Origin of the sequence: Sphingobacterium faecale, assembly GCF_016746095.1 — a bacterium.
GTDB classification, from domain to species: Bacteria; Bacteroidota; Bacteroidia; order Sphingobacteriales; family Sphingobacteriaceae; genus Sphingobacterium; species Sphingobacterium faecale.
Genome location: NZ_JAERTY010000005.1, coordinates 1 through 24,023, shown reverse-complemented (window position 1 = coordinate 24,023; position 24,023 = coordinate 1). Strand labels below are relative to the sequence as shown.

The window sequence follows — 24,023 nt, the reverse complement described above, 5'->3', positions numbered from 1 at the left end:
GATTCTAATATTTGTTCCTGTAAATTACAATTTACGTTTTACTTCAACCTGTTCGTATGCTTCTACGATGTCACCAACTTGTATATCGTTATACTTGTCAATCTGAAGACCACATTCGTAGCCATGTGTTACTTCTTTCACATCATCTTTAAAGCGTTTCAACGAAGCCAATCTACCGGTGTGTACCACTACACCATCACGGATTATGCGGATATCATTATTTCTAGCGATTTTACCCGTCGTGACCATACATCCTGCAATCGTACCGACCTTAGTGATTTTGAAAGTCTCACGGATTTCTACTTCCGCTACAATTTTCTCTTCAAACTTAGGCTCTAACATACCTTCCATTGCGGATTTCAGTTCTTCGATCGCATCGTAGATAATCGAGTACAGACGGATATCAATCTGCTCGTTCTCGGCAAGTTTACGCGCATTCTGCGTAGGTCTTACCTGGAAACCGATGATCACAGCATCCGAAGCAGAAGCCAATAATACGTCGGACTCCGAGATAGCACCCACCGATTTGTGGATAATATTTACCTGTATTTCGTCTGTAGATAGCTTTAATAAAGAGTCAGATAGTGCCTCGATAGATCCATCCACGTCACCCTTAACGATAATATTAAGTTCCTTAAAGTTACCGATTGCCAGACGACGACCGATCTCATCCAAGGTAATATGTTTCGTAGCACGCATACCTTGCTCACGCTGCAACTGCAAGCGTTTATTTGCGACGATACGCGCTTCAGATTCACTCTCCATGACATACAGCTTATCACCAGCAGTCGGCGCTCCGGACATACCTAAAATCTGAACCGGCACCGAAGGTCCCGCTTCTTTTACACGTTCACCACGTTCATTGGTCAATGCTTTCACTTTACCGGAGTGTGATCCTGCTAAGATAGCATCTCCTACACGCAGCGTACCGCTTTGTACCATCACCGTAGTGACAATACCACGTCCTTTATCCAGAGCCGCTTCAATTACTGAACCTACTGCACGTTTCTTAGGATCCGCTTTAAGTTCGAGCATCTCTGCTTCCAACAATACTTTTTCCAATAACAGATCTACATTTTCTCCTGTTTTTGCAGAAATCTCCTGTGCCTGAAACTTACCGCCCCAGTCCTCCACTAAGATATTCATTGCCGACAACTGTTCACGGATTCTATCCGCATTAGCATGTGGCTTATCCACTTTCGTAAATGCAAATACAATTGGAGCTCCAGCAGCCTGTGCGTGGTTGATAGCTTCTTTTGTTTGAGGCATCACCGCGTCATCCGCCGCAATTACAATAATAACGATATCCGTTACCTTAGCACCACGGGCACGCATCGCTGTAAACGCCTCGTGACCCGGTGTATCCAAGAACGTAATCTTGCGACCATCCTCTAAGCTTACCGCATAAGCACCTATGTGCTGCGTAATCCCTCCGGCTTCACCTTTAGTTACATTCGCTTTACGGACATAATCCAATAACGATGTTTTACCATGGTCGACGTGTCCCATTACAGTCACGATCGGCGCACGGGAGATCAGATTAGCTTCGTTATCTGGTTCTTCAAGCTCTGTAGTTTCCTCATCTTCAGGCTTAATAAACTCGATCTGGTAGCCAAATTCATCCGCTACGATAGTCAATGTTTCAGCATCCAGACGTTGGTTGATAGACACGAACATGCCCAGACTCATACATGTACCAATTACTTTAGTGACCGGCACATCCATTAAATTAGCTAACTCATTTGCCGTTACAAACTCGGTAACGCGCAATATATTAGCCATCATTTCTTGTTCTAATGCTGCTTCCTCTGCCGACAAAGCCACATCGTCACGTTTCTGTCTTCTTAATTTTGCACGTTGCGCAAATTTACCTGATTTACCAGCACCACTCAAACGAGCAAGTGTTGCTTTGATCTGATCTTGAATTTCTTTCTCTGTCAGTTCCTCTTTAGGAGCATCTTGTCTTGCTCCTCTATTTCTAGGATCAAACTTACCTCTTCCGGCATTGTTGCCACCAGGGCGGTTGTTATTGTTACCGCGTGGGCCACCTCCTTGTTGGAAACCACCTTGACGGTGTTGTCCCTGACCGCCTCCTTGCTGGAAACCACCTTGACGGTGTTGTCCCTGATGTCCACCTTGGGTATTTCCACCCTGTTGTCCCGCCTGTTCATTTGGAGAAATCGGCGATCCCGGTTTATGGGTTCGCTTACGCTTCCGTTTGTTGTCTTGATTAGCATTAGACGACGAAGCGACAGGTTTTTCCTTTGGCTTAAAGGTTGGTAATTCTATTTTACCGATAACCTTTGGTCCTTCCAACTTCTCTGAGCGCGCGCGAATCACTTCACTATGCTCTTCCGTTGATTTAGATTCTATAATAGGTTTATTTTCCACCTTTATTTCTTCCTTTTTAACTTCAACTTTATGTTCAGGTTTCTCGACCACAGGCTTTACCTCTTCAACCCGCTTCTCGACCTCTTTCTTCTCTACAACCGGGGGTGGTGGCGCTACAGGAGCTACCTCTTCTTTTTTTACTTCTGGTTTCACGACCTCAGGGGTTGGTTCCTTCACTTCCTTAGGTTCTTCCTTCACAACCTCTTTTACGGGTTCAGCTTTCACTTCAGGCTTCGCCACTTCCTCTTCCTTCCTCTTTCCTTTGCCCTTATTTAAGCTATCAAGATCAATCTTACCCACTACCTTAAGGTGTCCACTACCCGTACTTTCCTCCTGCTTTGCCGGTTGCACCGTCTCCTCTTTTTCAACAGGAGCTTCTTTTTCCACGGGAGCCGAAGTAGATACATTTTTTATCAGGATCTCTTCTACGTCTTCTGCACGATCTTCTTTTTTAGGGTTTGTAGAATCTTGAGGTACAGTTGCACTTCCGCCCAAAGGAGTTTCATCACGGCGAATTTTACCTATAACGATCTGCTTCGCTTCATCCTTTGCGATTTTATCACCTTGAAATTCACGCGAAAGAACGCCATACATATCTGCAGTTAATTTTGTCGTAGGTTTTGCTTCCACGTCAAAACCCTTTTTACTTAAAAATTCCACTGCAGTACCTATACCAATATTAAGTTCCTTTGCTGCTTTGAGTAAGTTTATGCTTTTACCTTCTGTCATCTATTTATTAACCTCTAAAAATCTGTTACTACAAAAATATGTTTTTTTTACTCGCAATTAACAAATATTTACATTTAATATGTAATATCCGTATGGGCAATCGAAGCTTATTCAAACTCCGACTGCAAAATGCGTACTATCTCTTGAATAGTATCTTCTTCTAAGTCTGTGCGTCTTATCAATTCTTCGAGTGATAAAGACAATACAGACTTGGCACTATCCAGTCCTACACGTTTTAACTCATCAATGATCCAGCCATCGATTTCATCTGAGAATTCTTCAATATCCACATCTTCCTCTACTTCGTCATTTTCTCTGTACACATCGATTTCATATCCTGTAAGCTTACCTGCCAACTTGATATTGTGCCCACCACGACCGATTGCCAACGACACCTGATCTGGTTTTAGGTACACCGCTGCCGTCTTGTCATCTTCATCAATTTTGATCGAAGAAATACGTGCCGGACTCAATGCACGCGTGATATACAACGAATGATTCGTCGTAAAGTTAATCACGTCAATATTTTCATTACGCAATTCACGTACGATACCATGTATACGGGATCCTTTCATACCCACACAGGCACCCACCGGATCGATACGGTCATCATAAGACTCTACAGCTACCTTAGCACGTTCTCCTGGTTCACGTACAATCTTCTTAATAGTAATCAAACCGTCAAAAATCTCAGGTACTTCCAGTTCAAACAAACGCTGTAAGAACTCAGGTGCGGTACGCGAAATAATAATCTTTGGATTACTGTTCATCATATCCACCTTATAGACTACGGCACGGATGCTATCCCCTTTTTTGAAATAATCGGCAGGGATCTGTTCCGTCTTAGGCAAGATCAACTCATTACCATCTTCATCCAACACCAAAATCTCTTTCTTCCAGATCTGATACACCTCTCCGATTACCAGCTCACCCTCACGGTCTTTATACTTCTTAAAGACCTCATCTTTCTCCAGCTCCAATACTTTGGACACCAAAGTCTGACGGGCAGCCAGGATAGCACGTCGGCCAAAACTTTCTAACGTAATCTGTTCGATATAATCATCACCAACTTCCAGATCCGGATCAAACTGGTGTGCTTCAGCTAATTCGATTTCCAAGTCATCATCTTCCGAAAATCCATCCTCCATCACCACACGTGTTCTCCACATTTCCAAATCCCCATTATCCGGATTCACAATAACGTCAACATTCTCATCCGTACCAAAACGCTTGCGGATCATGCTGCGGAATACTTCTTCTAATACTGTAATTACCGTTGGACGGTCGATATTTTTGAACTCTTTAAACTCCTGAAAAGAGTCAATCAAATTAATATTGCTGCTCATTTTTAATTAAATGAAATTAACACCTTTGTTTCTGTTATTTTATCCATTGAAAATATGACTTCGTTTGTTTCAGCCTTCTTTCCTTTTTCTTTTGTTTTCTCTTCAATTATTACTTCCGACTCGGTCGCACTGATCAGTTTACCTTCACGTTTGGTCCCATCGTCCAACTTAACACGGACATTGCGGCCTACATTTTTTACATATTGCCTTGGCAATAACAATCCCGCGTCAATACCTGGAGAAGAAACCTCCAGCCGGTATGCCTTTTCTATAACATTCTCTTCTTCCAGATGAAAGCCCACATGCCTGCTTACAGCCACGCAGTCCTCGATAGAAATCCCCTCATCACCATCCAACAGAATTTCCAAAACCCCATTATTCAGCATTTTGATACGGACAATAAAGAGATCCGCTCTATCCGCAATTTTTTCTTCTACCAGTTCTTTTACACGTTGTTCGACCTGCATACATTAATTTTAAAAATCAATTAAAAAAGGGGGCAAATACATGCCCCCTTCCTTTCAGATAGTACAAAAGTAGTGCTTTTTTTTGAAAAACACAAGCCCCTTCTATATTTTTTCACGTCCTTCTCCATGCACAGCCTTTCTCCACATATTTATTCTTTTATTAAGCTACGGTTTTTTGGTATCGACAACAGCACTGATCGTCTTTTGCATCTGGGCCATCATAGCGGTCAGCGACTCCATGGTCGGCTCACTATTGGGTTCAGGAAACTCCGTCGAGATATAAGCTTTCGCTTTCCATATCTCCAGTACTTCATCCGCCGGCACCCAGTATGGCTCATAGACTTTATTGTCCGACAATAATTTCAATCCTTTATCATCCTTATATTTAAATGCAATCCGTTTATAGACCACGCCATCATTCTTAGACACGACGACATAGGTCTGACCGGGTTTAATATCGTGCCAGTTTTCTACATACTCTGCTACCACAATCGATCCTGTCGGAAGCGGCAACATCGAGTCACCCTTTATTTCAAAAGCACGATAGGTACCTTGTTTAAAGATCGGCAATGAAAACCGGGGCAACTCCTTCACAAACTCCGGATCCCCATAACCGTTCAGGTAGCCAGCGCTCGCTTTAGTAGGCACCAGTTCGATATTCTCTTTATCATCCCCATCTACGGTAACACTTAGCACCCTTAGATTAGAGGCATTACTCTTAGGGACAGGTTTCCATTTCTCATCGATCTGCTCATTGACCAATTCGTCCATGGACAGATCATAATACTCCGCTATTTTTTTTAGCAGTTCATATTTAGGTTCTGCCCGATCTTCTTCATACGCCCCTACCGAAGCACGTTTAATCTCCATCACATCAGCAAATTGCTGCTGTGTTAACTTACTCCTTTTTCTTAAAAACCGGAGGTTTGATGAAATGTTTGACATAAAGTATTTTTAAATATTTTCTTTGAAAACTAAATTTATTAGTATTATTGTGCCAATAAAATTAGTAAAAAATATATTCACCACCAAATAATTTAGTATATCGCATGAAAAAACACCTGATTTACATCGCAACAGACCCTAATAGAGCCTATGTAGAGGCAGCTTATACACAGGATTTAATTGCACAATCTGCCAATCTACAGTTCCACTCCCTCCGTCATACAGGCAAACTGCCTAAGTTCAACCGTATTGTACATGTAGAAGAATTTACTTCTTTTGAGAGCGCGCAAAAGCGCCTGATGGAGCTTACCCACTTCACCCGCATGCAAAAAGAACGCTTGATCCGAAAACACAATCCAAACTGGCTGAACATTTCTTTCGCTGCGCCCCAACAGCAAGCAGCAATGCAGGTTTTGCAGCTAAGAACCCAGGTCAACTAATCTCTAGACAGCAATATGGAGATGGCGATTTTAACTTTACTGTACAGGTGCAGACACCATAAAAAAAGGCGTTGTTTAAACCTAAGCCTAAACAACGCCCCCTTAACAACCTCAACATATATCGCATATGTTATAGGTATAGACTACCAACCCGGCGCAAAGTTTAATCCGAATGTTCCGAATTTAGAACGCGTCTTTTGGAATGGTATAGCATAGTATGGCTCCAATATCATTGCGCCGAATAGATTTACACGCAGCGATACTCCGGCACTGAATACCGGTACCCTTACATTTTTGTCATATTCCATTACCTGCTGTCCAGTTTCTGGATTTATAACAGGATTTCCCTGTCCATCCACAGCTGGCACCTTATCGGCATCGGTTTTATCCCATTTTATTCTATCTCCGCCACGCCAAGCTACCCCGCCATCTATAAAGAAGTTAAGATCTGAGAATAAGAATCCCGATTTTACCACAGCGAGTTTCTCCGGTCCTGTAAACGGCAGACGCAATTCCAGATTAGCTATTGCCATACGCGACCCCATCAGGTCCGAAAAATTAACCTTACCCGAAGCGTCAAAATTCCCGGTTTCATACCCCCTTAGCATATACGGATATCCGATATACAACGGATACAGCGCATCTTCATCTTTTCCGGTACGCATATACGAGTACAACCGTCCGGCTACCGTCACCGGTTTGATCCGATGATATTTCCGCAGATCCACATTCCAGGCCGTAAAAGAATAATCGCCAAAATATTGTTCCGCCCCAATACGGTATCTAAATCCCTGAAGAGGTGCTGCTATACCAAACACCGCATTATCCCCTACAAAACCAGCATTCAACTGTTGAATAGTAAAGGGCTTTAGACTCCTGAATCCAAGCTTCTCTGCTTCTTCATTAGATATTTTCTGGCGGTCCCCATAACCATAATAATAACTCTGTCTCCATTTATCCACCCTGTAACTGTGTCTGGATATCGCAGCACCCGTCTCTACCCTATGGTGACGATTGAATGGGAATGCCACAAAGGCCTCTGCCTGCGTCTGAAAATTACGCACCAGATAAGTATTTAAGGACAGCTCCTCTCCTCTGCCAAAATCCTCCATCTCATACAGGTTATAGCCCGACATATACGGTATATGCGACAGTGCCCCTCCCCAGTTGATACGGCTACGCTGGTTGATATAGGCCACCTGTCCTCCAAAATCATAAATCTCCCCGTTGATGTTTAAGGCGGCAAAAATCTGATTGTACCCCAGGATATCCGAAAACATCCCTTGGATACCCGTCGATATACCCGCCCCGTAGCGTGACCCTACTGACATGCCCACGCCGCTGTTTGCTAGGTAATCCAGTTTAAATTTAGGGGTATACGCGATATTATTAATCTGATCATCATCTATACGCCCAAATACGTTAAAATTACGCAGGTTGGTATTGACCACATTTACCCCTCTATTTACCAGAGGAGGCAACATAGCAGCCGTAAAATCACTCGTTGTACCATCTACCGCTACAGGCTCGAAATCGGCACTTTTCGCTTTGTATACGTCATACTTGCCCTTCTTAAAATAAGAATAAACAATCTCATCATTACTCGAAATACTCATCGCAGGCGAGTACTCCGTTATTCCCGAAATACCTGTAAAATAATCCGTCAACCGTTCCACTGTGCCCGATGCGATAAGATAGCGGTACATATTACGAAAGCCATCTCCATTCGACAGAAAGTAGATTTCCTGACCATTGGATGAAAAGTGAGGATTCAGGTTATTAGCCCCCGGGAATACCTGAATATTTTTAATTTCTCCGGTTGCCAGTGTCAATATGGCCAGATTCATCGGGATATCCACATCTTTACTGTTACTCTGTAGCGCTATCCGGTCCGTACTAAAAACAATATACTTGCCATCTCTCGAATAACTCGGCTGAAAGTCCGAATATACATCATTCGTCAGCTGCGTTACTTTTTTAGAATTTAAATTGTACGTATACAGATCCGAATGTCCATTACTCAACCCCGAAAACGCTAAAGTCTCTCCATCAGGAGACCAGGCAATATTAGCAAACTCCACGATATCCCCCATAGCCTGCACCGACAATGTATTGCCCGTTTCGACGTCCACCGTCATCAACTTACTCTTTCCTTCACTAAAAACAGAAAACGCAAATTTCTTGCTATCCGGAGAAAAAGAACCGGCAGACTCCAGAAAACTAAACTCATCAATATCTTTGCTCGTCAGTTTACTTCCCAGTTTGCGGATCATCTTACCCGTATGGGCATCGGCAAGAAACAGATCAATGCTGAACATATCTTTTTCAGACAGATAGGCCACATACCTACCATCCGGGGATATCGTCGGCGACACATTCATATTTCCTGCGTTCGAACTATTCAGCAGCGAGATACCTATCGGTCTTGAAGCTGTATCTTTACCCAGTCCCCGGTACATATTCTCCATACTATTTTTCCATAGTGTAGAGACCGTCTGTGCATCATAACCGAATACTCTTCTCATCGCATAATCATAACCATATTTAGCCGTTTCAATAAATAGCGGCATAATAACCGTATCGCCATACGTCGAACCTATATAAGACCAAAAAGCCTGCCCATAGCGGTAGGGAAAATAATTGTACGATTGCTCCGTCATCTGCTTTAAAGACGGAATATCATTGTTGACATACGCATCACGCATCCACATCGATGTAAAAGCATCCTTCTTGCCAATAGAAAAATATTCGGCCATTCCCTCCACCATCCATAGCGGTATATTGCCGATATTCTCTAGCCGGGTCGAATCCGTCCCTTCCATAAGCACCCTATACTGAAAAGCGTGCACCATCTCATGCCCCAATACATGCCTGGTCTGCTGATTGATCTGCATGACAGGCATCACCACACGCTGTTTGAAAGCTTCGGTAACCCCACCGGTACCTACGCTGATCTCGCCCGAAATAGCCGTAGTCTGCTGAAATTCGGGGTGATTATTATAAACAATAATAGGATTTTTGCGGGAGAATGTATCCTGAAAAACCTGCTGATGAAGCTCATACCACACCTCAGACTCTTTGGCCAACCAACGAACCAAACTATCATTTTTAGAATAATAGTAAAGATTAAAGTGTGGTGTATCATACACTTTAAAATTAAGCTTCTTATAGCGCATTTTATTCTGTCCAAAATACTGCGCCTGGACAGACATGCCAAACAAGAGCAGTATACAGCATGTCAAAGCTAATTTGGCGAGGTATCGCATAATTCCATTCATAATTCCGTACAATCTATAATTCAGTAAATTTATAAATAATTAAGGTAAATTATCACTTCTATTTTCCTGCGTATTATTCCGTTGCATATCCAACTCCCGCTGTACCGGTTTCACCTCTTCTAGCTCTGGCAATAGCAGCGCCTCATCTTCCGGGCTATCGGGTGTTTCTACACTATCTACCGGCTGTTCCACCCGTATACGTGGACTAGGACAGCGATAATCCTTCTTGATCTCGACAGTAGATTCAGGAAACCTGCCAAATGTTACCCCCAGTTCCGGATGTTTATACAATTCCTCCATAAACAACGCATAGATAGGCAATGCTGTTTTAGAGCCCTCTCCGGTCGCCGAATTCTTAAAATGTATACTTTGTTCATCACAACCGACCCACACACCGGCGACCAGGTCTTTCGTCACCCCCATATACCAACCATCCACATAGTCGGATGATGTTCCGGTTTTCCCTCCTATCTCATTTTCGTTTTTAAACAAGTCCCATTCCCACAGCGCCTGCGATGTTCCTCCCGGTTCTTCCACGGTGCCCCGCAGCATATACGTCATCAACCAGGCATTTTCCGGACTGATCACTTGTTTCTGTTCCGATTTGAACGTAGCGATGACATTACCATCCATACCTACAATTTTCGAAACCAAAATAGGATCCGTTTTCTTACCGGCGTTCATAAATGTGGAATAGCCCTTTACCATCTCCAGCACCGAGACATCATTCGACCCCAACCCTACAGAAGGCACAGATTCTAATTTACTCTCGATACCGCATAGATGCGCCACATCGACGACCTTATCCCATCCGACAGCCTCAGTCACCTGTGCTGTAATGGTATTAAGCGACCTGGCCATAGCCCAGCGCAACGACATCTCCCGATAGGAGACACTCCAATCTGCATTTTTAGGTTCCCATATTTCATGCTCCCCCTTCTTATTGGTAAACTCGATCTTCACCGGCTTATCCGTAAATTTGTCACAGGGAGACATACCCGATTCCAGGGCCGCCATATAAGCAAATGGCTTGAACGTAGAGCCGGCCTGTCTTTTAGCCTGGTTTACATGGTCAAATTTGTAATACTCATGATTAATCCCTCCGACCCATACCTTAATCTCCCCGTCGTAAGGATTCATCGCCATCATACCCGTATTCAGCATCATCAAATAATGTTTTAGCGAATCCATCGTAGAATACTTAACCTTCTCCATCCCCTGCCATGTAAAGACTTCCATTTCTTTCTTTACCTGCAGGTCTCTAAAGACGCTATCTTCATTGTTATGATACTTTTGCATTAAACTTGCGTATATCGGTAGCTTTCTCGCATGGTTTTCCAAAAACTCCGGAATAACCTTTCCCTCTTTATCCCGCCACGGCTCCTCACTTCCCCAGGTATTCTTCAGCCGTCTTTGCAATTCTTCCATACGTTCGGCCACCACTTTTTCTGCTATTTTTTGCATCCGCGAATCTATCGTGGTATAGATCTTCAGTCCAGCCTTATAGATATCGATCTCATTATCCTGACTCCATTTTTCCAGCCACCGCTCTACCGCCGACCGGATATAAGAATCATTACCATCGATATTGTCCTTATAATTCAGATCCAGCTTCAGCGAATCTCTGGACAGCCCTTTTACTTCAGCTTCCGTCAGGTACCCAGATTTTCCCATCTGGGCCAATACAACATTTCGTCGCTGCATTGCATTTTTAGGGTTACGGATAGGGTTGTATATGGTTGTCCCCTTCAGCATTCCCACCAGTAAGGCACTTTCGTTTACATTCAGGTTTTTCGGTTGCTTATTAAAATAGCGTATAGATGCCGACTTTATCCCATAAGCATTATTACTGAACGATACCGTATTCAGGTACATCGTAATGATGTCTTTTTTGCTATATCTGGTCTCCAGCTTATAAGCCGTCATCCACTCTTTATATTTCGTGATCAATATATTCAGCCCCGGTACTTTGCTCAGATAGCCCTGTGCATTGGTATAACGGGTTTTAAAAAGATTTTTTGCCAGCTGCTGTGTTATTGTACTAGCGCCCCTAGGATCTCCCTTCAAAGTCGATATTGCGCCCGAGACCAGTCCCATAAAATCGACTCCGTTATGTTTATAAAAACGGATATCTTCGGTAGCTATCAATGCGTCCAATACGTGTTCTGAAATGCTGTCAAACGGCACAGGATCCCTATCCTCCTCAAAATAACGCCCGATCAGTACCGAATCGGCCGTATACACCTCCGATGCCACATTGAGCGTAGGCATTACAATATCATTTTTTGTTGGGGAATATCCGAATAGACCTAAGAAATTAAGCTGTACCGCGCAGGTAAACAATATTATACTGTAAATTACAATCAGTACATATCGCAATAATCTATTTTTAACACGTCTAAACATGCGGTAAATATGGATAAAATGTTTTAAAATCTTGTATTTTAGAAAACAAAAAGAACGGGGCAGGAATAAAATTAACTAATTTTAACAAACTGTAATAATAGGTTGAAACAGGTTATTTTAACTATTAGATTTTCCTTCCATTTTATTTGTTCTTCTACGCTTTAATAAAGAAACAGCTCCTAATGTCGGTATAAATCACTATTTTTACCATTGTAATTAACTTAGACATGTTAAAACAGACTTTACAGCAAAAATTATTACAGAAACTCTCTCCGCAGCAGATACAGTTTATCAAGCTTCTGCAGGTGCCTACAGCCTCATTAGACACCCGTATCAAGGAAGAGCTGGAAGAAAATCCCGCCTTAGAAGATGGCAGTCTGACCAACATGAATGACCCTGTCGAGGAGTACCCCGATAAGGATCCTGATGATTATGACAATAATGATGACTCCTTTGATGAAGAATTCAGTGTAGAAGACTACATCCAGGAGGACGAATATAAAGAATACGGCAGCAATTACGCCAATGATGATGAAGACGAGCAGCGCGAGATACCAATCGCTATACAGGATTCTTTTTTCGAAAGATTACAGAGTCAGCTTGACCTTCTGGCACTTAATGATAAGCAATATCTTATTGGCACCCAGCTCATAGGCAGCCTCGATGACGATGGTTACTTAAGACGCCCCATACTTTCACTGATAGACGATATGGCCTTCTCGCAGAATGTCATGGCCGAAGAACAAGAAGTAGAAGATATGCTTCATATCATCCAGGCGTTTGAGCCTGCAGGTATCGGCGCCCGTGATCTACAGGAGTGCCTCCTGATTCAGTTACGGAAAAAAGATGCACATAATCCTACCGTACAACAGGCGATCCGCGTTGTAGAAGACTTTCTCGACGAGTTTACCAAAAAGCATTATGATAAGATTGAGCGGCAGCTCAATGTCAGCTCCGAAGAGCTGAAAGAAATCGTCAATGAAATTTTAAAATTAAATCCCAAACCCGGAGACTCTGCAGCTGCCGCAGGCAAACAGTTACAGATTATTCCCGACTTTCATATCAGTAATGATGACGGCGTGCTACATCTTACCCTTAATGGACGTAATGCGCCCGAACTGAGGGTGTCTCGTTCGTATCAGGATATGTTCGAGCACTACGAAAAGGCAGAGAAAGCGGACAAGAAAATGAAAGAGGCCGTGCAGTTTGTCAAGCAGAAGCTCGACTCTGCCAAGTGGTTTATTGACGCTATCAAACAACGGCAACAGACCTTACTCAAAACCATGAATGCCATCATGGAGTTTCAGTACGATTACTTCCTCACTGGAGATGACCGTATGCTGAAACCGATGATCCTCAAAGATATTGCCGAAGAGATCGATATGGATATTTCGACCGTATCGCGTGTTGCCAATTCCAAATACGTACAGACCGAATTTGGCACATTCCTTTTAAAATCATTTTTCTCCGAAGCCATACAGACCGATTCCGGTGAAGAGGTTTCCAATAAAGAAGTAAAGAAAATATTGGAAGAGTGTATTTCCAATGAGGACAAGCGCAAACCGCTGGCCGACGAAAAGCTGACCGAGATTCTCAAAGAAAAAGGTTATAGCATTGCCCGGCGTACGGTAGCCAAATACCGTGAAGCAATGAATATTCCGGTAGCCCGCCTGCGTAAAGAACTATAGTTTCGATGGCCATCGTGCGTGCATTTTCTTTCCAAGGAAAAAAAATGCACGCCCCTAGAGGCCTAGCTTTAACACCGCCTTAACACCTGAGTTCCAAAAAATCACTATCTTGTAGTTGCTTAACAACAGATAATAGCGTATGGAAAATCCGATAGCAAGGCAAAAGAACAAACTGATGCGAGCGGCCAAGTTGATCAGCATCCTTGGCAAACATGGTTTTGAAGACCTCAGATCCAAGATAACCAATAAAGAATCAGCGACAGCTTCTTCCGAAGATACGACAGGAGATCAAGCCCCCTTATTTTACGAACGCATACGCAAAGTCATCGAAGAGCTGGGGCCTACCTACGTCAAATTTGGGCAGACACTCTCTACGCGCGAAGATCTACTTCCACCGGGGCTTATCCTCGAGCTCAAGAAACTACAGGATAATGTCTCGCCCGAAGATATCGATATCCGCAGCTGGCTCGAAAACGAACTACAGGTAGACGATCTATCGGAGATTTTCGAGCAGATCGATGAGCAACCGTTTGCCTCCGCTTCTATCGCACAGGTCTATAAAGCCAGCTTAAGCAATGGCGCCCCTGTGATACTGAAAGTAAAGCGTACAGGTATCCGTAAGATTGTGACCTCCGACCTACTTCTGCTCAAAGACATCATCAGCCTGCTGATCGACTACTATCCGCTGGTACGGGAGATCAATCTTCCCGATATATTCGAAGCCTTTGAAAAGAATATTATGGAAGAGCTTTCTTTCCAGCATGAGCTCAAAAACATCCAACAGTTTGCCCGCAATTTTAGGGACGAGCCCCGCATCCAATGTATGCAGGCCTATCCCGAGCTATCGACCGACAGCCTGCTGTGCATTTCTAGGATTGAGGGATTCCGGATTACCGACAGTGCATCCATCAAACTACATCAACTTGACCCAGAATATATTATAGACACCGGTCTCGACCTTTACCTCACCCAAGTACTCGAGCACGGATTCTTTCATGCCGACCCCCATCCGGGCAATATACTCGTTACCCCTTCGGGTCATCTCGCCTTTATCGATCTGGGCGCCATGGCACGTCTACTCCCTAAGGACAAAGAGCATCTCGAAAACTTCATCCTTTACTTTATCAATAAAGACGTCGATAATCTCATCCGTACCATCAAGCGCATGTCTCTCCGTATCCACATCAAAAATGAAAAGATACTCGAGCGCGATATACAGGCCATGTTTGATATGATTGCGGCGCAGTCACTTCAAGAGCTGGATGTCAAAGCTGTTTTTTCAAAGTTTTCAAAAATACTCAATCAAAATGATATCCTCATGCCCGACCACATTTACCTACTGGTACGGGGTATCGTATTACTCGAAGGTATCGGCCGGTCCCTCCTGCCCGATCTCAATATCATCGACAAGGTCAAGCCCTATATTACCAAGATCATGGCCCGGCGCCTTTCTCCGCCGTACATCATCGAGAATGTGCTGCACTTGCTACAGCAGCTACAGGGCACATTATCGGCCGCCCCCAAGTCTCTTATCGACCTACTGCACAAAGTAGAACAGGGCGAACTGAAGTTCCGCATCGATAGCGAAGCGCTCGGGGCATTACAGCAGCAACAGCGCAAAGACAGCAGTATCAATAGATACCTCTACATCGCGGGCATCTTATTTCTAGGTGGCTGCCTACTCTCCGGTGTACCACAAAGCACTTTATTAGGTATCCCTTGGATAAGCTGGATCTTATTTGCATTTAGTTTGCTCTTTTTTGCACTGGCCGGTATACGCAAAATGCGCATCGGGTAGTCAATGACAATCCCATCTTTACAGCTATTGATGATATTTCAAAGCATTTTTTTCAAAGGAGGAGTCATGTGTATAACCTCAAAAAAAGAATAGAGTCTAATAATAAAGCAAGTATTCAGAAGCCCTGATTTGGTTATTTACAGGTTATATTACGGGTGCGATGAGCTTCTGAAGTAAACAGGAATAAGGTATCTTGAGCGGAATACTTTTATGAAATCGGTTACCTGAACCGCTCAATGTCCGCTTCGGATAAGTCGAGTAGTTCCGCGATCATCTCTAGATCAAAACCTTTGTCTAACATTGTTTTCGCGGTCTCTAGTTTCATCTGTTCACGCCCTTGTTGAAGCCCTTGTTGAAGTCCCCTTTCCTTGGCACGCTCCTCTAAGATAATCCGGGTTTGCTCAATGGAATACGCATCCCATTTTCTTTTTAAACTAACATCATACATTTGTCTGTCCTCCTTGTTCATATTACTATATTCTGCGATATCAAACAGCTTCTCAAAAATCGGCTTACGCATATACAATGGTAATTTGTCCATCTTGGACATATTCTTCAAAACGTAAAGCCAACAATCGAAATCAGTCTGAAGTTCAACCTCTTGTTTAACAAAGTTAACCAAAGAAATATAAATAAAGCCATACTCATCGTAAAATACGCGACCTGTATCTCTATGGCATAGGCAGATATCATGTATGTAATCCAGACCATCCCCACCGGGCATGGGAAAACCATCCAATATAACGATTACGTATACCTCCGAAATCTTGTAATCCCATTCCCTTCTACGTCCTTTAGGGGCCTGATCCGAAATGATCTTACTGCCATAATAAAGCATTCGCCGTTTCAGATTGAGCTGAGAAGTCCTTTGCACCTCAATGGCAAACTGCTCTCCATTCGACCCGATGCAGGTCAAATCAAAGACTACCCCGCCCATGCTGTCGCTGTCCCCCACATACTCATTCTTGTTGTAATGCAGATCTTTGATTTCCTTGCGACCCGCAAAGACACCATTCAGAAAAGACAACAGTAAATCCTTGTTGACCTCAGTCCCAAATATCCTCTTGAAGCTGAAGTCGGTAGTCAGGTTGATAAACTTGGATCGCGTTCCATAAAATTCCTCTTCCATTGGCTCCTCTAAAGCCAATAAAATTTCATCATAATCATAGTATTCTATCATAACTCATTATTTATAAGTAGTTAAAAATCAAAAGCTAATATAACAACAAAAAACAGTAAATACTAATTATTTTAGCAAAACAAACAAACAAACAATCCCCCGATCATCCCGAGAGCCGTTCCAAAAACCAGATATCCCCATTAGCATTTGTTAACTGGATAACTCGTTCACTCCATAACTTCATAACTTCATAACTTCGTAACCTATTTCCCCTTTACGATCACCATACATGTAGTTCTTTTAAACCTTTAAAACAGTCAATATCTTAGTTATTAATAGAATAATTCGTAAATCCGACACCCTGTAACCTCCTTTTACCCCTCTAACTCTGTCTCCTCTGAAACACAGATAGACAGCAAAAACTTTCAAGTACAGCAGAAAGTTTGTATATTTATATCAAATTTTTAGAGTATGGAAGAATATTTTTCAGCATTAGCAAAGTACAATTTCTGGGATAGTCATGTTCCTCAGTTGGGTTTTCCCCGTAAGGAGTATACAGATAAAATTGAAAATTATATCGGTACCAAATTAGTAAAGGTGCTAGTGGGCCAACGTCGTGCTGGTAAAAGCTATCTATTGAGACAAATAGCAAACAATTTAATTACTAAGGGCACCCACCCAGAAAATATTTTTTACATAAACAAAGAATTTACCGATTTTGATTTCTTAAGAACCTATAAAGATCTTAGCTCTTTAATTTCAACGTATAAACGCAAATTGCAACCGAAGGGAAAGATATGGATCTTCATTGATGAAATACAGAATATTGAAGGGTGGGAACATTTGATCAACTCGTTATCGCAAGATTACACAGAAACCTATGAACTATTTATAAGTGGTTCAAACTCTAAAATGCTTTCAGGCGAACTAGCAACATTACTTTCGGGTCGATATGTACAGTTTGAGATTTTGCCCTTTAGTTTCAGTGAGTATACGGGCATGATGAAAAAAGAGCAGGTAAAACAAAGTTATCTTGATTACATGGAAACTGGTGCGCTACCTGAGTTATTTGAACTTCCAAATGAAGAGTCCAGAAGAAACTATATATCGGCTATTAAAGACACTGTTCTACTACGCGACATTATTCAACGGCATTCCATAAAAGATCCAAAGCTATTAGAGGATATCTTTGTTTATCTGGTCAATAATGCTTCGAATTTAGTTTCCATAAACAATATAGTCAACTACTTTAAAAGTAATGGACGCAAGACAACCTATGAGACTCTTTCTACCTATCTTGGCTATATTGAAGACACTTTTTTAATTCACCGGGTAGACCGATATGATATCCGTGGAAAGGATACTATCGTTGGCGCTAGTAAATATTACGCTAACGATCTCTGCTTTAAAAATTACCTATACCCTGGCTTTGGTTATGGCCTTGGTTATAAGTTGGAGAATCTGGTATATCTCGAATTGCGCCGAGCAGGTTATGATATTTATGTAGGAACACTGAGAAATAAAGAGGTCGATTTTGTAGCAAAGAAGGCCGATCGGTTGATCTATGTTCAAAGCACTTACATCCTTATAGATGAACAGACCATCGAACGCGAGTATGCCCCTTTAGAAGCGATTAATGATCATTATGAAAAAATTGTGGTGTCCTTGGATGATATTGCTTTACCTTCGCGCAACGGAATTAAGCACGTCTTAGTTTGGAAATTAAAAGATATAATCGGTTGAAATAAACAGCCCCCGATCATCTCGAGGGCCGTTCCAAAAACCAGATATCCCCATTAGTATTTGTTAACTGGATAACTCGTTCACTCCATAACTCCGTACCCCCTAACCCTCTTTCCTCCCCCGTCACTGACCAATGCAGATCAAACTTGATACACACTATTGCAAAATCCAATAAGTAAACCCATGTTTATACTACTATAGTGTTAATTAGATAGAAAACCAAACAACAAATAACATCATGCCATCACTTATATCTACGTCAAAGGCGCAAAAAAAAATAGCAGATCATGTACGTGATAGGCGGCTTGTGATGGAGCTTACTCAAGATGGATTGTCACAACGCTCGGGTGTACCGTTGGCTACATTACGTAAATTCGAACAGAAAGGAATAATATCACTCGAATCGTTACTGAAAATACTTGTAGTCGTTGGTGGCCTAGAAGATATTATAGTGGCGCTAGACCCTGACAAACCCACCTTTACATCGATTGACGATGTTCTGAAGGAAGGCAATACAGCTTATCGCAGAAGAGGACGGAGGAAATAATGAAGACATTAAACGAAATATCCTAAACATACAGCCCCCGATTATTTCGGGGGCTAATAGAAGCATTAATTTGCTTCAGGTGTCATCTTTTCCAATAGAAATAAGCGACCAAAACCAAGGGTATTAACAGTAACCAGAGCCCATACATTAATGGGGATCTCGTTTGACTGCTACGCTTATCGCTTTCTTCCTTATGTTGCGACATCCCGATACTGTCATAAGTGTTTTGATAATTGATATGGTTTGTCTCCGAACGTTTTTGTTCGATATAATACAATCTGCCTGACTGTCCCCACAAGCCATTCTCTGGATGGAAATAGAAGCCACTATCACTTGTAAAGCTCCAATACTGTGAGGTGCTGTCCCGGCCTATCAGCTGAAACCATGATGTGCTATCTTCGACACGGCTCTTTGCCTGTCTCTGCGATGAAGCTACAGCACTCGTGTCCCGCCTCAGCTTACACCCCGTCAAGGCGGCAGTCAATAGTATCCATAATATAAATCTATAGTTCATTATATCTCTCCTTTCTATTTTATCCAGTCTGCATAGCTGTACACTGTCTTGACATGCCTCCGCCGTGATTCTACGCGATTGTTACTGTTGCCTTCGATGGTCAAGATATATTGATCTTGCTTACTCCTGATGAGCCCGACGTGATGGATACGCTTTAATCCACTGCTGTAGATTCCGAAAAGGTCAGCTTGCTGTATCTCATCCGTATCCTTATAGGTTCTTGCCCTCGGAAATAGCGCGGGACTCCAAGGGTTACGTGGGGCACTGAATCCGGCCTGCGCGTATACCCAGCTTACAAAGGAGGCACACCAGTCATAGCCTGGGCCAAGGTTGGTATAGCGGAGGTACTGCTCGACACGAGGTCCATCGTTGTTGCCAGTGGCTTCTTTGATTCCTAGTTCTGCAGAAGCAATAGTTATTATTAAGTTTCTTTTTTCCTTATTGGCGGAATGTCTAGGCACTTTCTCTTGATAGAAAGTGCCGCAAAGATCAAGACTGTTTACCCTATGTTTATCACGGCTTCGTAAAGCTACAGAGGTGGTTTCCAAGGTCTCCTGCCCTAGTGTCCTTCCCATAGACTGGAACCGAGCTTGCGAGCTCACCGAAGGTAAATCCTTATGTATTGCAAAATGTACAGAATTGCTATTTGTAGCTTTACGGCCTTTGATTCCATATGCTAAAAGGTCGTCCCTAATGGGGAACTGCTTCAAAGACGATAAATTGAGTGATTGTACAGGAGTACGAGTAGCACTAGCTACAACACTATCCCCATCACCTTTACCACTGCATAGAGCATTAAGAAGAAAACCGAGAAATATAGAATACATTGTTGCCATGATGATAATCGATTAAAGTGAGATTGAATATTTTTCCGAAATACTTTAAAGGGTTGCCAGAGCAGCTCCTGCAGCCATAGGCTACACAGTACTGCTGCGATACCTACCAATAGGCCGAACAGGGCTACTGTAAGGATACCGATATCGAGAACGCCTGCCACTGGATCGAGGAATTGCAGGAGCTTCCCTGTTAAAGTAAAAAGTAAGGTTATGAGTATTAAATTTATTAATAAATAGTTTTTTACGTTTTCCATAAACTGTACTATTCTATCCTGCCAACCTTGTGAGGGTGCAGGGATATTATTTGATAGTGATGTCATGTTTTTAGTATTTAGATATTAGTAATTAGATAGGGCCCGAAGGCCCTATCCTCTGATGACTTCTATTGCTTACAAAGCTTAGCCCTGCGATTCACCAAAGCCTCTCGTCACCGTGACCACCTTATTCGGTCGGTCGACCATAGTGACGCGATACTTGCAGTTCATAAAGTCTGGGTTCTGCACTGTAGCGGTATAGAGCCATTCGCTATCCGACTTATCTTTCAGCACGGCCGCACCCGATTCGATGACTGCATCCTGATCATCCAGTATCTCTACCGATAGTGACCGTAATACCATCACGTCCTTGACCAGAAAACTGATTTTATTGCCCACCTCCCCTTCGTACGTTCTATCATCTACGCGACGGAGCTCTGGGTCTTTAAAATAATCTCTGAATGCTAAATTGTAAGCGGACTGATTTACGTTGGTCTTGCTCTTGTACTCTGCTTTCAGATCATCGTCCAGCATGACACTCTTGGCGTACTGGGTAGCATCATAAAACTTATACTGTACAGCAACCTGCTTGGCCGTCATAACGCGATCCGTGGGTATGCGCGGTGTTTTCGCGATAATTGTCTGATCGCCTCTTTGCCGAAACACGAGGTTTCTTCCGATTCTTCCTGATGCGCCCTGCATCACGACGTTGTCTTTTGATTTTGCCATTTTTTTGTTTATTTGACGTTAAAAACTCTGTTTGTTGTCAAGCTGTACGGGGCGCCTTCCGTGAAGCATAACGATACAAAGATTTACAGGATATTCCGTAAAACAATGGCTTGCAGGGGGCTGCGAATGATTATGAAGGAAAATGAACGATTATGAATGATTATGAAGAGTTGCTAGTTCATTCTTAGTTGAGGCTTAGTTGTTTCCTAGTTCAACCTTAGTCTTAGGCTAGTTATAGGCTAGTTCAACCTTAGTTCAAGCACTGCTCTGCAGCGGACAAGAAGCTGCTTCCGCGAAAAGGCAGAAACAGCTTCTTATTTGTTATAAAGTTTCGTGTTCGGAGTTTGAAATCACTTCATGATGTTTGATGATCTCCATCACTTCGTGCTTTAGGTAATAAGGCTTTTTATTTACCTCATAGGTTTTAAACAGCTTTTTCATTGAGGCGAATTTAGTATCTCCTACCTTAAGTAAAAGTTTAAGATCTAAAGCATCCAACAGCTCCTCATTTAAGTCCCTAGGTGGATCCATCTTCTCCTCCAACAATTCCAACATACGCACGGCTGTATCCAGTAACTGGTCAAAGCGATTGTATAGCGGCGCAGCCATACCCTGCAATGCCAGGGCCAGACAAGTACTGGCACAGGCACTCCCTCTATCACCTGTACTCGGTATGCAGGTACACTGGCAATGGTGGATGGTCTCTTGTTTTTCATTTTTTGTTTCCATGTCGATGATTTGTTTCGCATCTGCAGCATGCGGAGCCCATCGCTCTAGACACAGGAATTAATAGTTTTCAATTACGGATTTCAGCTCGATACTTTCGCTCAATACAGCCTTATCCAACTGCTCTTTATTTTCGATCTGCTGTTCTATTCTATCGATATACACTGGACTTACGGTCAAGAAGCTATCCAGCCCGAGAGCTGACTCTTTCCATACTTCCCTTAGGACAAGCATATATTGGTCACTCAGTTGCAGTACACAGTCACTATCCGGCGCTGCCGATAAGTGCGTCAAATTCACCCTGGCACCTTTTCTATACTCGGCAAACCAAGCCAGCTGTTCGTCATTAAAAAGCATCGCCAATTTGGCCTGTGTAAAGAAGCGCTGCCCCGAACGCAAATAAATGTATACGCCATCCCGTTGGGAAATAATCAGTAAGATATCCATGAGTACTATAGACATCTCTGCTACGAAAGACTGCCTGGGTGCATCACATTCGGCTGTTTCAAGCCGCACCTCCTGCGTTACGACTATATCACTACCATCATCTATCAGTGCCTCCTCCTTCTCCGCATATATTGAAGAATAGGATGCTGCTTTCTGCTCGATCCCCAGAACTACGCCTCCTACCCAACGCTCCATCACCCAAAAACCCAATGTAGTCTTTGGATAATACCACACCCATGCTTCGTATGCCATAAATACCAGTAGAAAAAACACAAATCCACTCCTAAAATATTCCGCAGTCAGAAAAGTATGATCAGCAGAAGACAAAAGGAACTGTAAGAACACTAGATTTATAGCTGTAACGATGGTAATGCCCGTTACAAAAAAGACCACTTTTCTTGTAGAGCGCCGTATCCCGCCCATTGTCTTACTATGGTTCAATATGAGCACACAATATACCGCCTCGATGATCACCATATAAATCAGTACCAAGGTACAAGTCGCCCAGTATAGCGGCCAAAATTTTGGTGCATTCAGGTAAGCGAAGATTTCCAGAAATCTCCAGTTGGCTGTAATCAGATAAGCAATAATCGCAATGCGTAAGGCATACTTAAGAACAAAATTGAGGACCCTCATAATAGTTAAAGTTTAGGCAGGATAATTAGATTAGGTTTCGTGTTAGAAAACAAATTAATACCTAATATAAAAAATGAAAGATAAGAAGTCAAATTCCATCGATTAAATATCGATAAATGCGAATCTTTGTAACGAAATGCGTGAGTTTTCAACAATTTGGTGAAATACTTAAAAATCAGCAACTTCCATTCTTTATAATTCCCGGCAAAGTTTTTATTTGTAATTCATTTAAACAATTAAAAACTATGAGACAACCATTAAATGCATCAGGAAGTGCCTTCGTACAGGCCAATGAATTAGCTCAAAGTCCAGCAGACCTAGCCGGATCTATGTTGCTATTGCAAACTGATTTTGACCAATGGATGGACGAGCGCTTTGAGCTCAGCTCCAGCCAGCGCACACAGATTGCCGATATGGACCCCACGTTCAAAGCGACTCTGGCCGAACTTATTGCCCGCGAACTGCTCGCAGGTCGAACCATTGCTTTTGCCAAAACCGGTAACACCGAGAAGCTTCGAGACAAAGATGTCTATATCTTCAGTTCAACACAACAATCGTACAGCTTTGATTCAGACAGCATGCGCAAAGATGAAGGGTTACAGATCCTGATCACATATCGATAAGTGTGCCGATCTGCTGTAAAACCTGTGGCAGCGCTTAGCAGCATGGGCGTTGCCGCAGGTTTTGTGCAGACATGAGCAATGCTCTATGGAATAACCCGAAGCCTTTCAAGCTTATGATACGAAGCCTTTTGATACAGCCGCAGCGCTACTATCCCCAGGCCCTCGAAAGCAGGGAACTACCACGAGGCAGCAGCTACCGTATGGCCTATGGGGAGAGCAAGAGCTGGTACATTGACGACAGCTGGTGCAGTATACAATGGTACAAGAGCAAGTACATCCTGCCCTATTGCATCGAGGTCGAGGCTAGAGAGCCCCTGTACCTACCCGTATCCATCCACCATCCCGATATACACTGGCAGT

At 42.9% G+C, this 24,023-nt stretch carries 19 protein-coding genes; 6 read left to right on the top strand and 13 right to left on the bottom strand.

The genetic code is table 11. The features are described 5' to 3' along the window. Positions 1–24 precede the first annotated feature (24 nt). The 4 genes from infB to JKG61_RS10105 all read right to left on the bottom strand — a co-directional run bounded on the left by infB (position 25) and on the right by JKG61_RS10105 (position 5,878). A complete protein-coding gene (gene infB / locus JKG61_RS10120; RefSeq protein ID WP_202102863.1) occupies positions 25–3,120 on the bottom strand; it encodes a translation initiation factor IF-2 in 3,096 nt (1,031 codons plus the stop codon). A gap of 107 nt (positions 3,121–3,227) precedes the next feature. Next, on the bottom strand, positions 3,228–4,466 hold the full coding sequence (gene nusA, locus JKG61_RS10115; RefSeq protein WP_202102862.1) for a transcription termination factor NusA: 1,239 nt from the start codon (positions 4,464–4,466) through the stop codon (positions 3,228–3,230). 2 nt (positions 4,467–4,468) lie between these two features. Beyond that, complete coding sequence (gene rimP / locus JKG61_RS10110) at positions 4,469–4,933, bottom strand: ribosome assembly cofactor RimP (protein ID WP_202102861.1); 465 nt, start codon at positions 4,931–4,933, stop codon at positions 4,469–4,471. A 165-nt stretch (positions 4,934–5,098) separates the two neighbouring features. Beyond that, complete coding sequence (locus JKG61_RS10105; RefSeq protein ID WP_202102860.1) at positions 5,099–5,878, bottom strand: XRE family transcriptional regulator; 780 nt, start codon at positions 5,876–5,878, stop codon at positions 5,099–5,101. A 104-nt stretch (positions 5,879–5,982) separates the two neighbouring features. Here JKG61_RS10105 and JKG61_RS10100 point away from each other — a divergent pair, with 104 nt between their 5' ends. Beyond that, positions 5,983–6,318: a GIY-YIG nuclease family protein gene (locus JKG61_RS10100; RefSeq protein WP_202102859.1), complete on the top strand. Its 336-nt coding sequence runs from the start codon at positions 5,983–5,985 to the stop codon at positions 6,316–6,318. 143 nt (positions 6,319–6,461) lie between these two features. On the opposite strand, the gene JKG61_RS10095 is transcribed toward JKG61_RS10100, so the two are convergent. Further along, positions 6,462–9,596, bottom strand: a complete 3,135-nt coding sequence (locus JKG61_RS10095) for a basic secretory protein-like protein (RefSeq protein WP_202102858.1) — start codon at positions 9,594–9,596, stop codon at positions 6,462–6,464. Positions 9,597–9,635: 39 nt separating this feature from the next. Continuing rightward, positions 9,636–11,867 (bottom strand): transglycosylase domain-containing protein, encoded by a 2,232-nt coding sequence (locus JKG61_RS10090; protein ID WP_394371084.1) that lies wholly within the window; start codon positions 11,865–11,867, stop codon positions 9,636–9,638. A 362-nt stretch (positions 11,868–12,229) separates the two neighbouring features. Here JKG61_RS10090 and rpoN point away from each other — a divergent pair, with 362 nt between their 5' ends. After that, positions 12,230–13,690: an RNA polymerase factor sigma-54 gene (rpoN, locus tag JKG61_RS10085; protein ID WP_202102856.1), complete on the top strand. Its 1,461-nt coding sequence runs from the start codon at positions 12,230–12,232 to the stop codon at positions 13,688–13,690. Between the two features lie 139 nt (positions 13,691–13,829). After that, positions 13,830–15,488 carry an ABC1 kinase family protein gene (locus tag JKG61_RS10080; protein WP_202102855.1) on the top strand — a complete coding sequence of 553 codons (1,659 nt, stop codon included), beginning with the start codon at positions 13,830–13,832 and terminating at the stop codon, positions 15,486–15,488. A gap of 220 nt (positions 15,489–15,708) precedes the next feature. Here the strand turns inward: JKG61_RS10080 and JKG61_RS10075 are convergent, their stop codons facing one another. After that, positions 15,709–16,668: an Rpn family recombination-promoting nuclease/putative transposase gene (locus tag JKG61_RS10075; protein ID WP_237249441.1), complete on the bottom strand. Its 960-nt coding sequence runs from the start codon at positions 16,666–16,668 to the stop codon at positions 15,709–15,711. A gap of 411 nt (positions 16,669–17,079) precedes the next feature. On the opposite strand from JKG61_RS10075, the gene JKG61_RS10070 reads away from it, so the two are divergent. After that, positions 17,080–18,351: an ATP-binding protein gene (locus JKG61_RS10070; RefSeq protein ID WP_202102854.1), complete on the top strand. Its 1,272-nt coding sequence runs from the start codon at positions 17,080–17,082 to the stop codon at positions 18,349–18,351. Positions 18,352–18,589: 238 nt separating this feature from the next. Continuing rightward, complete coding sequence (locus JKG61_RS10065) at positions 18,590–18,898, top strand: hypothetical protein (protein WP_202102853.1); 309 nt, start codon at positions 18,590–18,592, stop codon at positions 18,896–18,898. Positions 18,899–18,980: 82 nt separating this feature from the next. On the opposite strand, the gene JKG61_RS10060 is transcribed toward JKG61_RS10065, so the two are convergent. The 6 genes from JKG61_RS10060 to JKG61_RS10035 all read right to left on the bottom strand — a co-directional run bounded on the left by JKG61_RS10060 (position 18,981) and on the right by JKG61_RS10035 (position 23,040). After that, positions 18,981–19,412, bottom strand: a complete 432-nt coding sequence (locus JKG61_RS10060; RefSeq protein WP_202102852.1) for a hypothetical protein — start codon at positions 19,410–19,412, stop codon at positions 18,981–18,983. Positions 19,413–19,426: 14 nt separating this feature from the next. Further along, positions 19,427–20,248, bottom strand: coding sequence for a CHAP domain-containing protein (locus tag JKG61_RS10055; protein ID WP_237249440.1), 822 nt, complete (start codon positions 20,246–20,248; stop codon positions 19,427–19,429). Further along, positions 20,167–20,568 carry a hypothetical protein gene (locus JKG61_RS10050; protein ID WP_202102851.1) on the bottom strand — a complete coding sequence of 134 codons (402 nt, stop codon included), beginning with the start codon at positions 20,566–20,568 and terminating at the stop codon, positions 20,167–20,169. Before JKG61_RS10050 ends, JKG61_RS10055 begins: the two co-directional genes overlap by 82 nt. A 78-nt stretch (positions 20,569–20,646) precedes the next feature. Further along, complete coding sequence (locus JKG61_RS10045; RefSeq protein WP_202102850.1) at positions 20,647–21,231, bottom strand: hypothetical protein; 585 nt, start codon at positions 21,229–21,231, stop codon at positions 20,647–20,649. 321 nt (positions 21,232–21,552) lie between these two features. After that, positions 21,553–21,960: a hypothetical protein gene (locus tag JKG61_RS10040; RefSeq protein WP_202102849.1), complete on the bottom strand. Its 408-nt coding sequence runs from the start codon at positions 21,958–21,960 to the stop codon at positions 21,553–21,555. 57 nt (positions 21,961–22,017) lie between these two features. After that, complete coding sequence (locus JKG61_RS10035; protein WP_202102848.1) at positions 22,018–23,040, bottom strand: hypothetical protein; 1,023 nt, start codon at positions 23,038–23,040, stop codon at positions 22,018–22,020. A 245-nt stretch (positions 23,041–23,285) separates the two neighbouring features. On the opposite strand from JKG61_RS10035, the gene JKG61_RS10030 reads away from it, so the two are divergent. After that, positions 23,286–23,663: a hypothetical protein gene (locus tag JKG61_RS10030; protein WP_202102847.1), complete on the top strand. Its 378-nt coding sequence runs from the start codon at positions 23,286–23,288 to the stop codon at positions 23,661–23,663. The last annotated feature ends 360 nt before the right edge of the window (positions 23,664–24,023 follow it).

Bases quoted from the DNA above. Each gene is read 5' to 3' on its own strand.
- JKG61_RS10105 (WP_202102860.1), bottom strand. From the start codon at position 5,878: ATGTCAAACATTTCATCAAACCTCCGGTTTTTAAGAAAAAGGAGTAAG.
- JKG61_RS10040 (WP_202102849.1), bottom strand. From the start codon at position 21,960: ATGGAAACAAAAAATGAAAAACAAGAGACCATCCACCATTGCCAGTGT.
- JKG61_RS10070 (WP_202102854.1), top strand. From the start codon at position 17,080: ATGGAAGAATATTTTTCAGCATTAGCAAAGTACAATTTCTGGGATAGT.
- JKG61_RS10050 (WP_202102851.1), bottom strand. From the start codon at position 20,568: ATGACATCACTATCAAATAATATCCCTGCACCCTCACAAGGTTGGCAG.
- JKG61_RS10095 (WP_202102858.1), bottom strand. From the start codon at position 9,596: ATGAATGGAATTATGCGATACCTCGCCAAATTAGCTTTGACATGCTGT.
- rpoN (WP_202102856.1), top strand. From the start codon at position 12,230: ATGTTAAAACAGACTTTACAGCAAAAATTATTACAGAAACTCTCTCCG.
- rimP (WP_202102861.1), bottom strand. From the start codon at position 4,933: ATGCAGGTCGAACAACGTGTAAAAGAACTGGTAGAAGAAAAAATTGCG.
- JKG61_RS10035 (WP_202102848.1), bottom strand. From the start codon at position 23,040: ATGAGGGTCCTCAATTTTGTTCTTAAGTATGCCTTACGCATTGCGATT.
- JKG61_RS10080 (WP_202102855.1), top strand. From the start codon at position 13,830: ATGGAAAATCCGATAGCAAGGCAAAAGAACAAACTGATGCGAGCGGCC.
- infB (WP_202102863.1), bottom strand. From the start codon at position 3,120: ATGACAGAAGGTAAAAGCATAAACTTACTCAAAGCAGCAAAGGAACTT.
- JKG61_RS10045 (WP_202102850.1), bottom strand. From the start codon at position 21,231: ATGGCAAAATCAAAAGACAACGTCGTGATGCAGGGCGCATCAGGAAGA.
- JKG61_RS10075 (WP_237249441.1), bottom strand. From the start codon at position 16,668: ATGATAGAATACTATGATTATGATGAAATTTTATTGGCTTTAGAGGAG.
- JKG61_RS10060 (WP_202102852.1), bottom strand. From the start codon at position 19,412: ATGAACTATAGATTTATATTATGGATACTATTGACTGCCGCCTTGACG.
- nusA (WP_202102862.1), bottom strand. From the start codon at position 4,466: ATGAGCAGCAATATTAATTTGATTGACTCTTTTCAGGAGTTTAAAGAG.
- JKG61_RS10055 (WP_237249440.1), bottom strand. From the start codon at position 20,248: ATGGCAACAATGTATTCTATATTTCTCGGTTTTCTTCTTAATGCTCTA.
- JKG61_RS10100 (WP_202102859.1), top strand. From the start codon at position 5,983: ATGAAAAAACACCTGATTTACATCGCAACAGACCCTAATAGAGCCTAT.
- JKG61_RS10090 (WP_394371084.1), bottom strand. From the start codon at position 11,867: ATGCCTACGCTCAATGTGGCATCGGAGGTGTATACGGCCGATTCGGTA.
- JKG61_RS10065 (WP_202102853.1), top strand. From the start codon at position 18,590: ATGCCATCACTTATATCTACGTCAAAGGCGCAAAAAAAAATAGCAGAT.
- JKG61_RS10030 (WP_202102847.1), top strand. From the start codon at position 23,286: ATGAGACAACCATTAAATGCATCAGGAAGTGCCTTCGTACAGGCCAAT.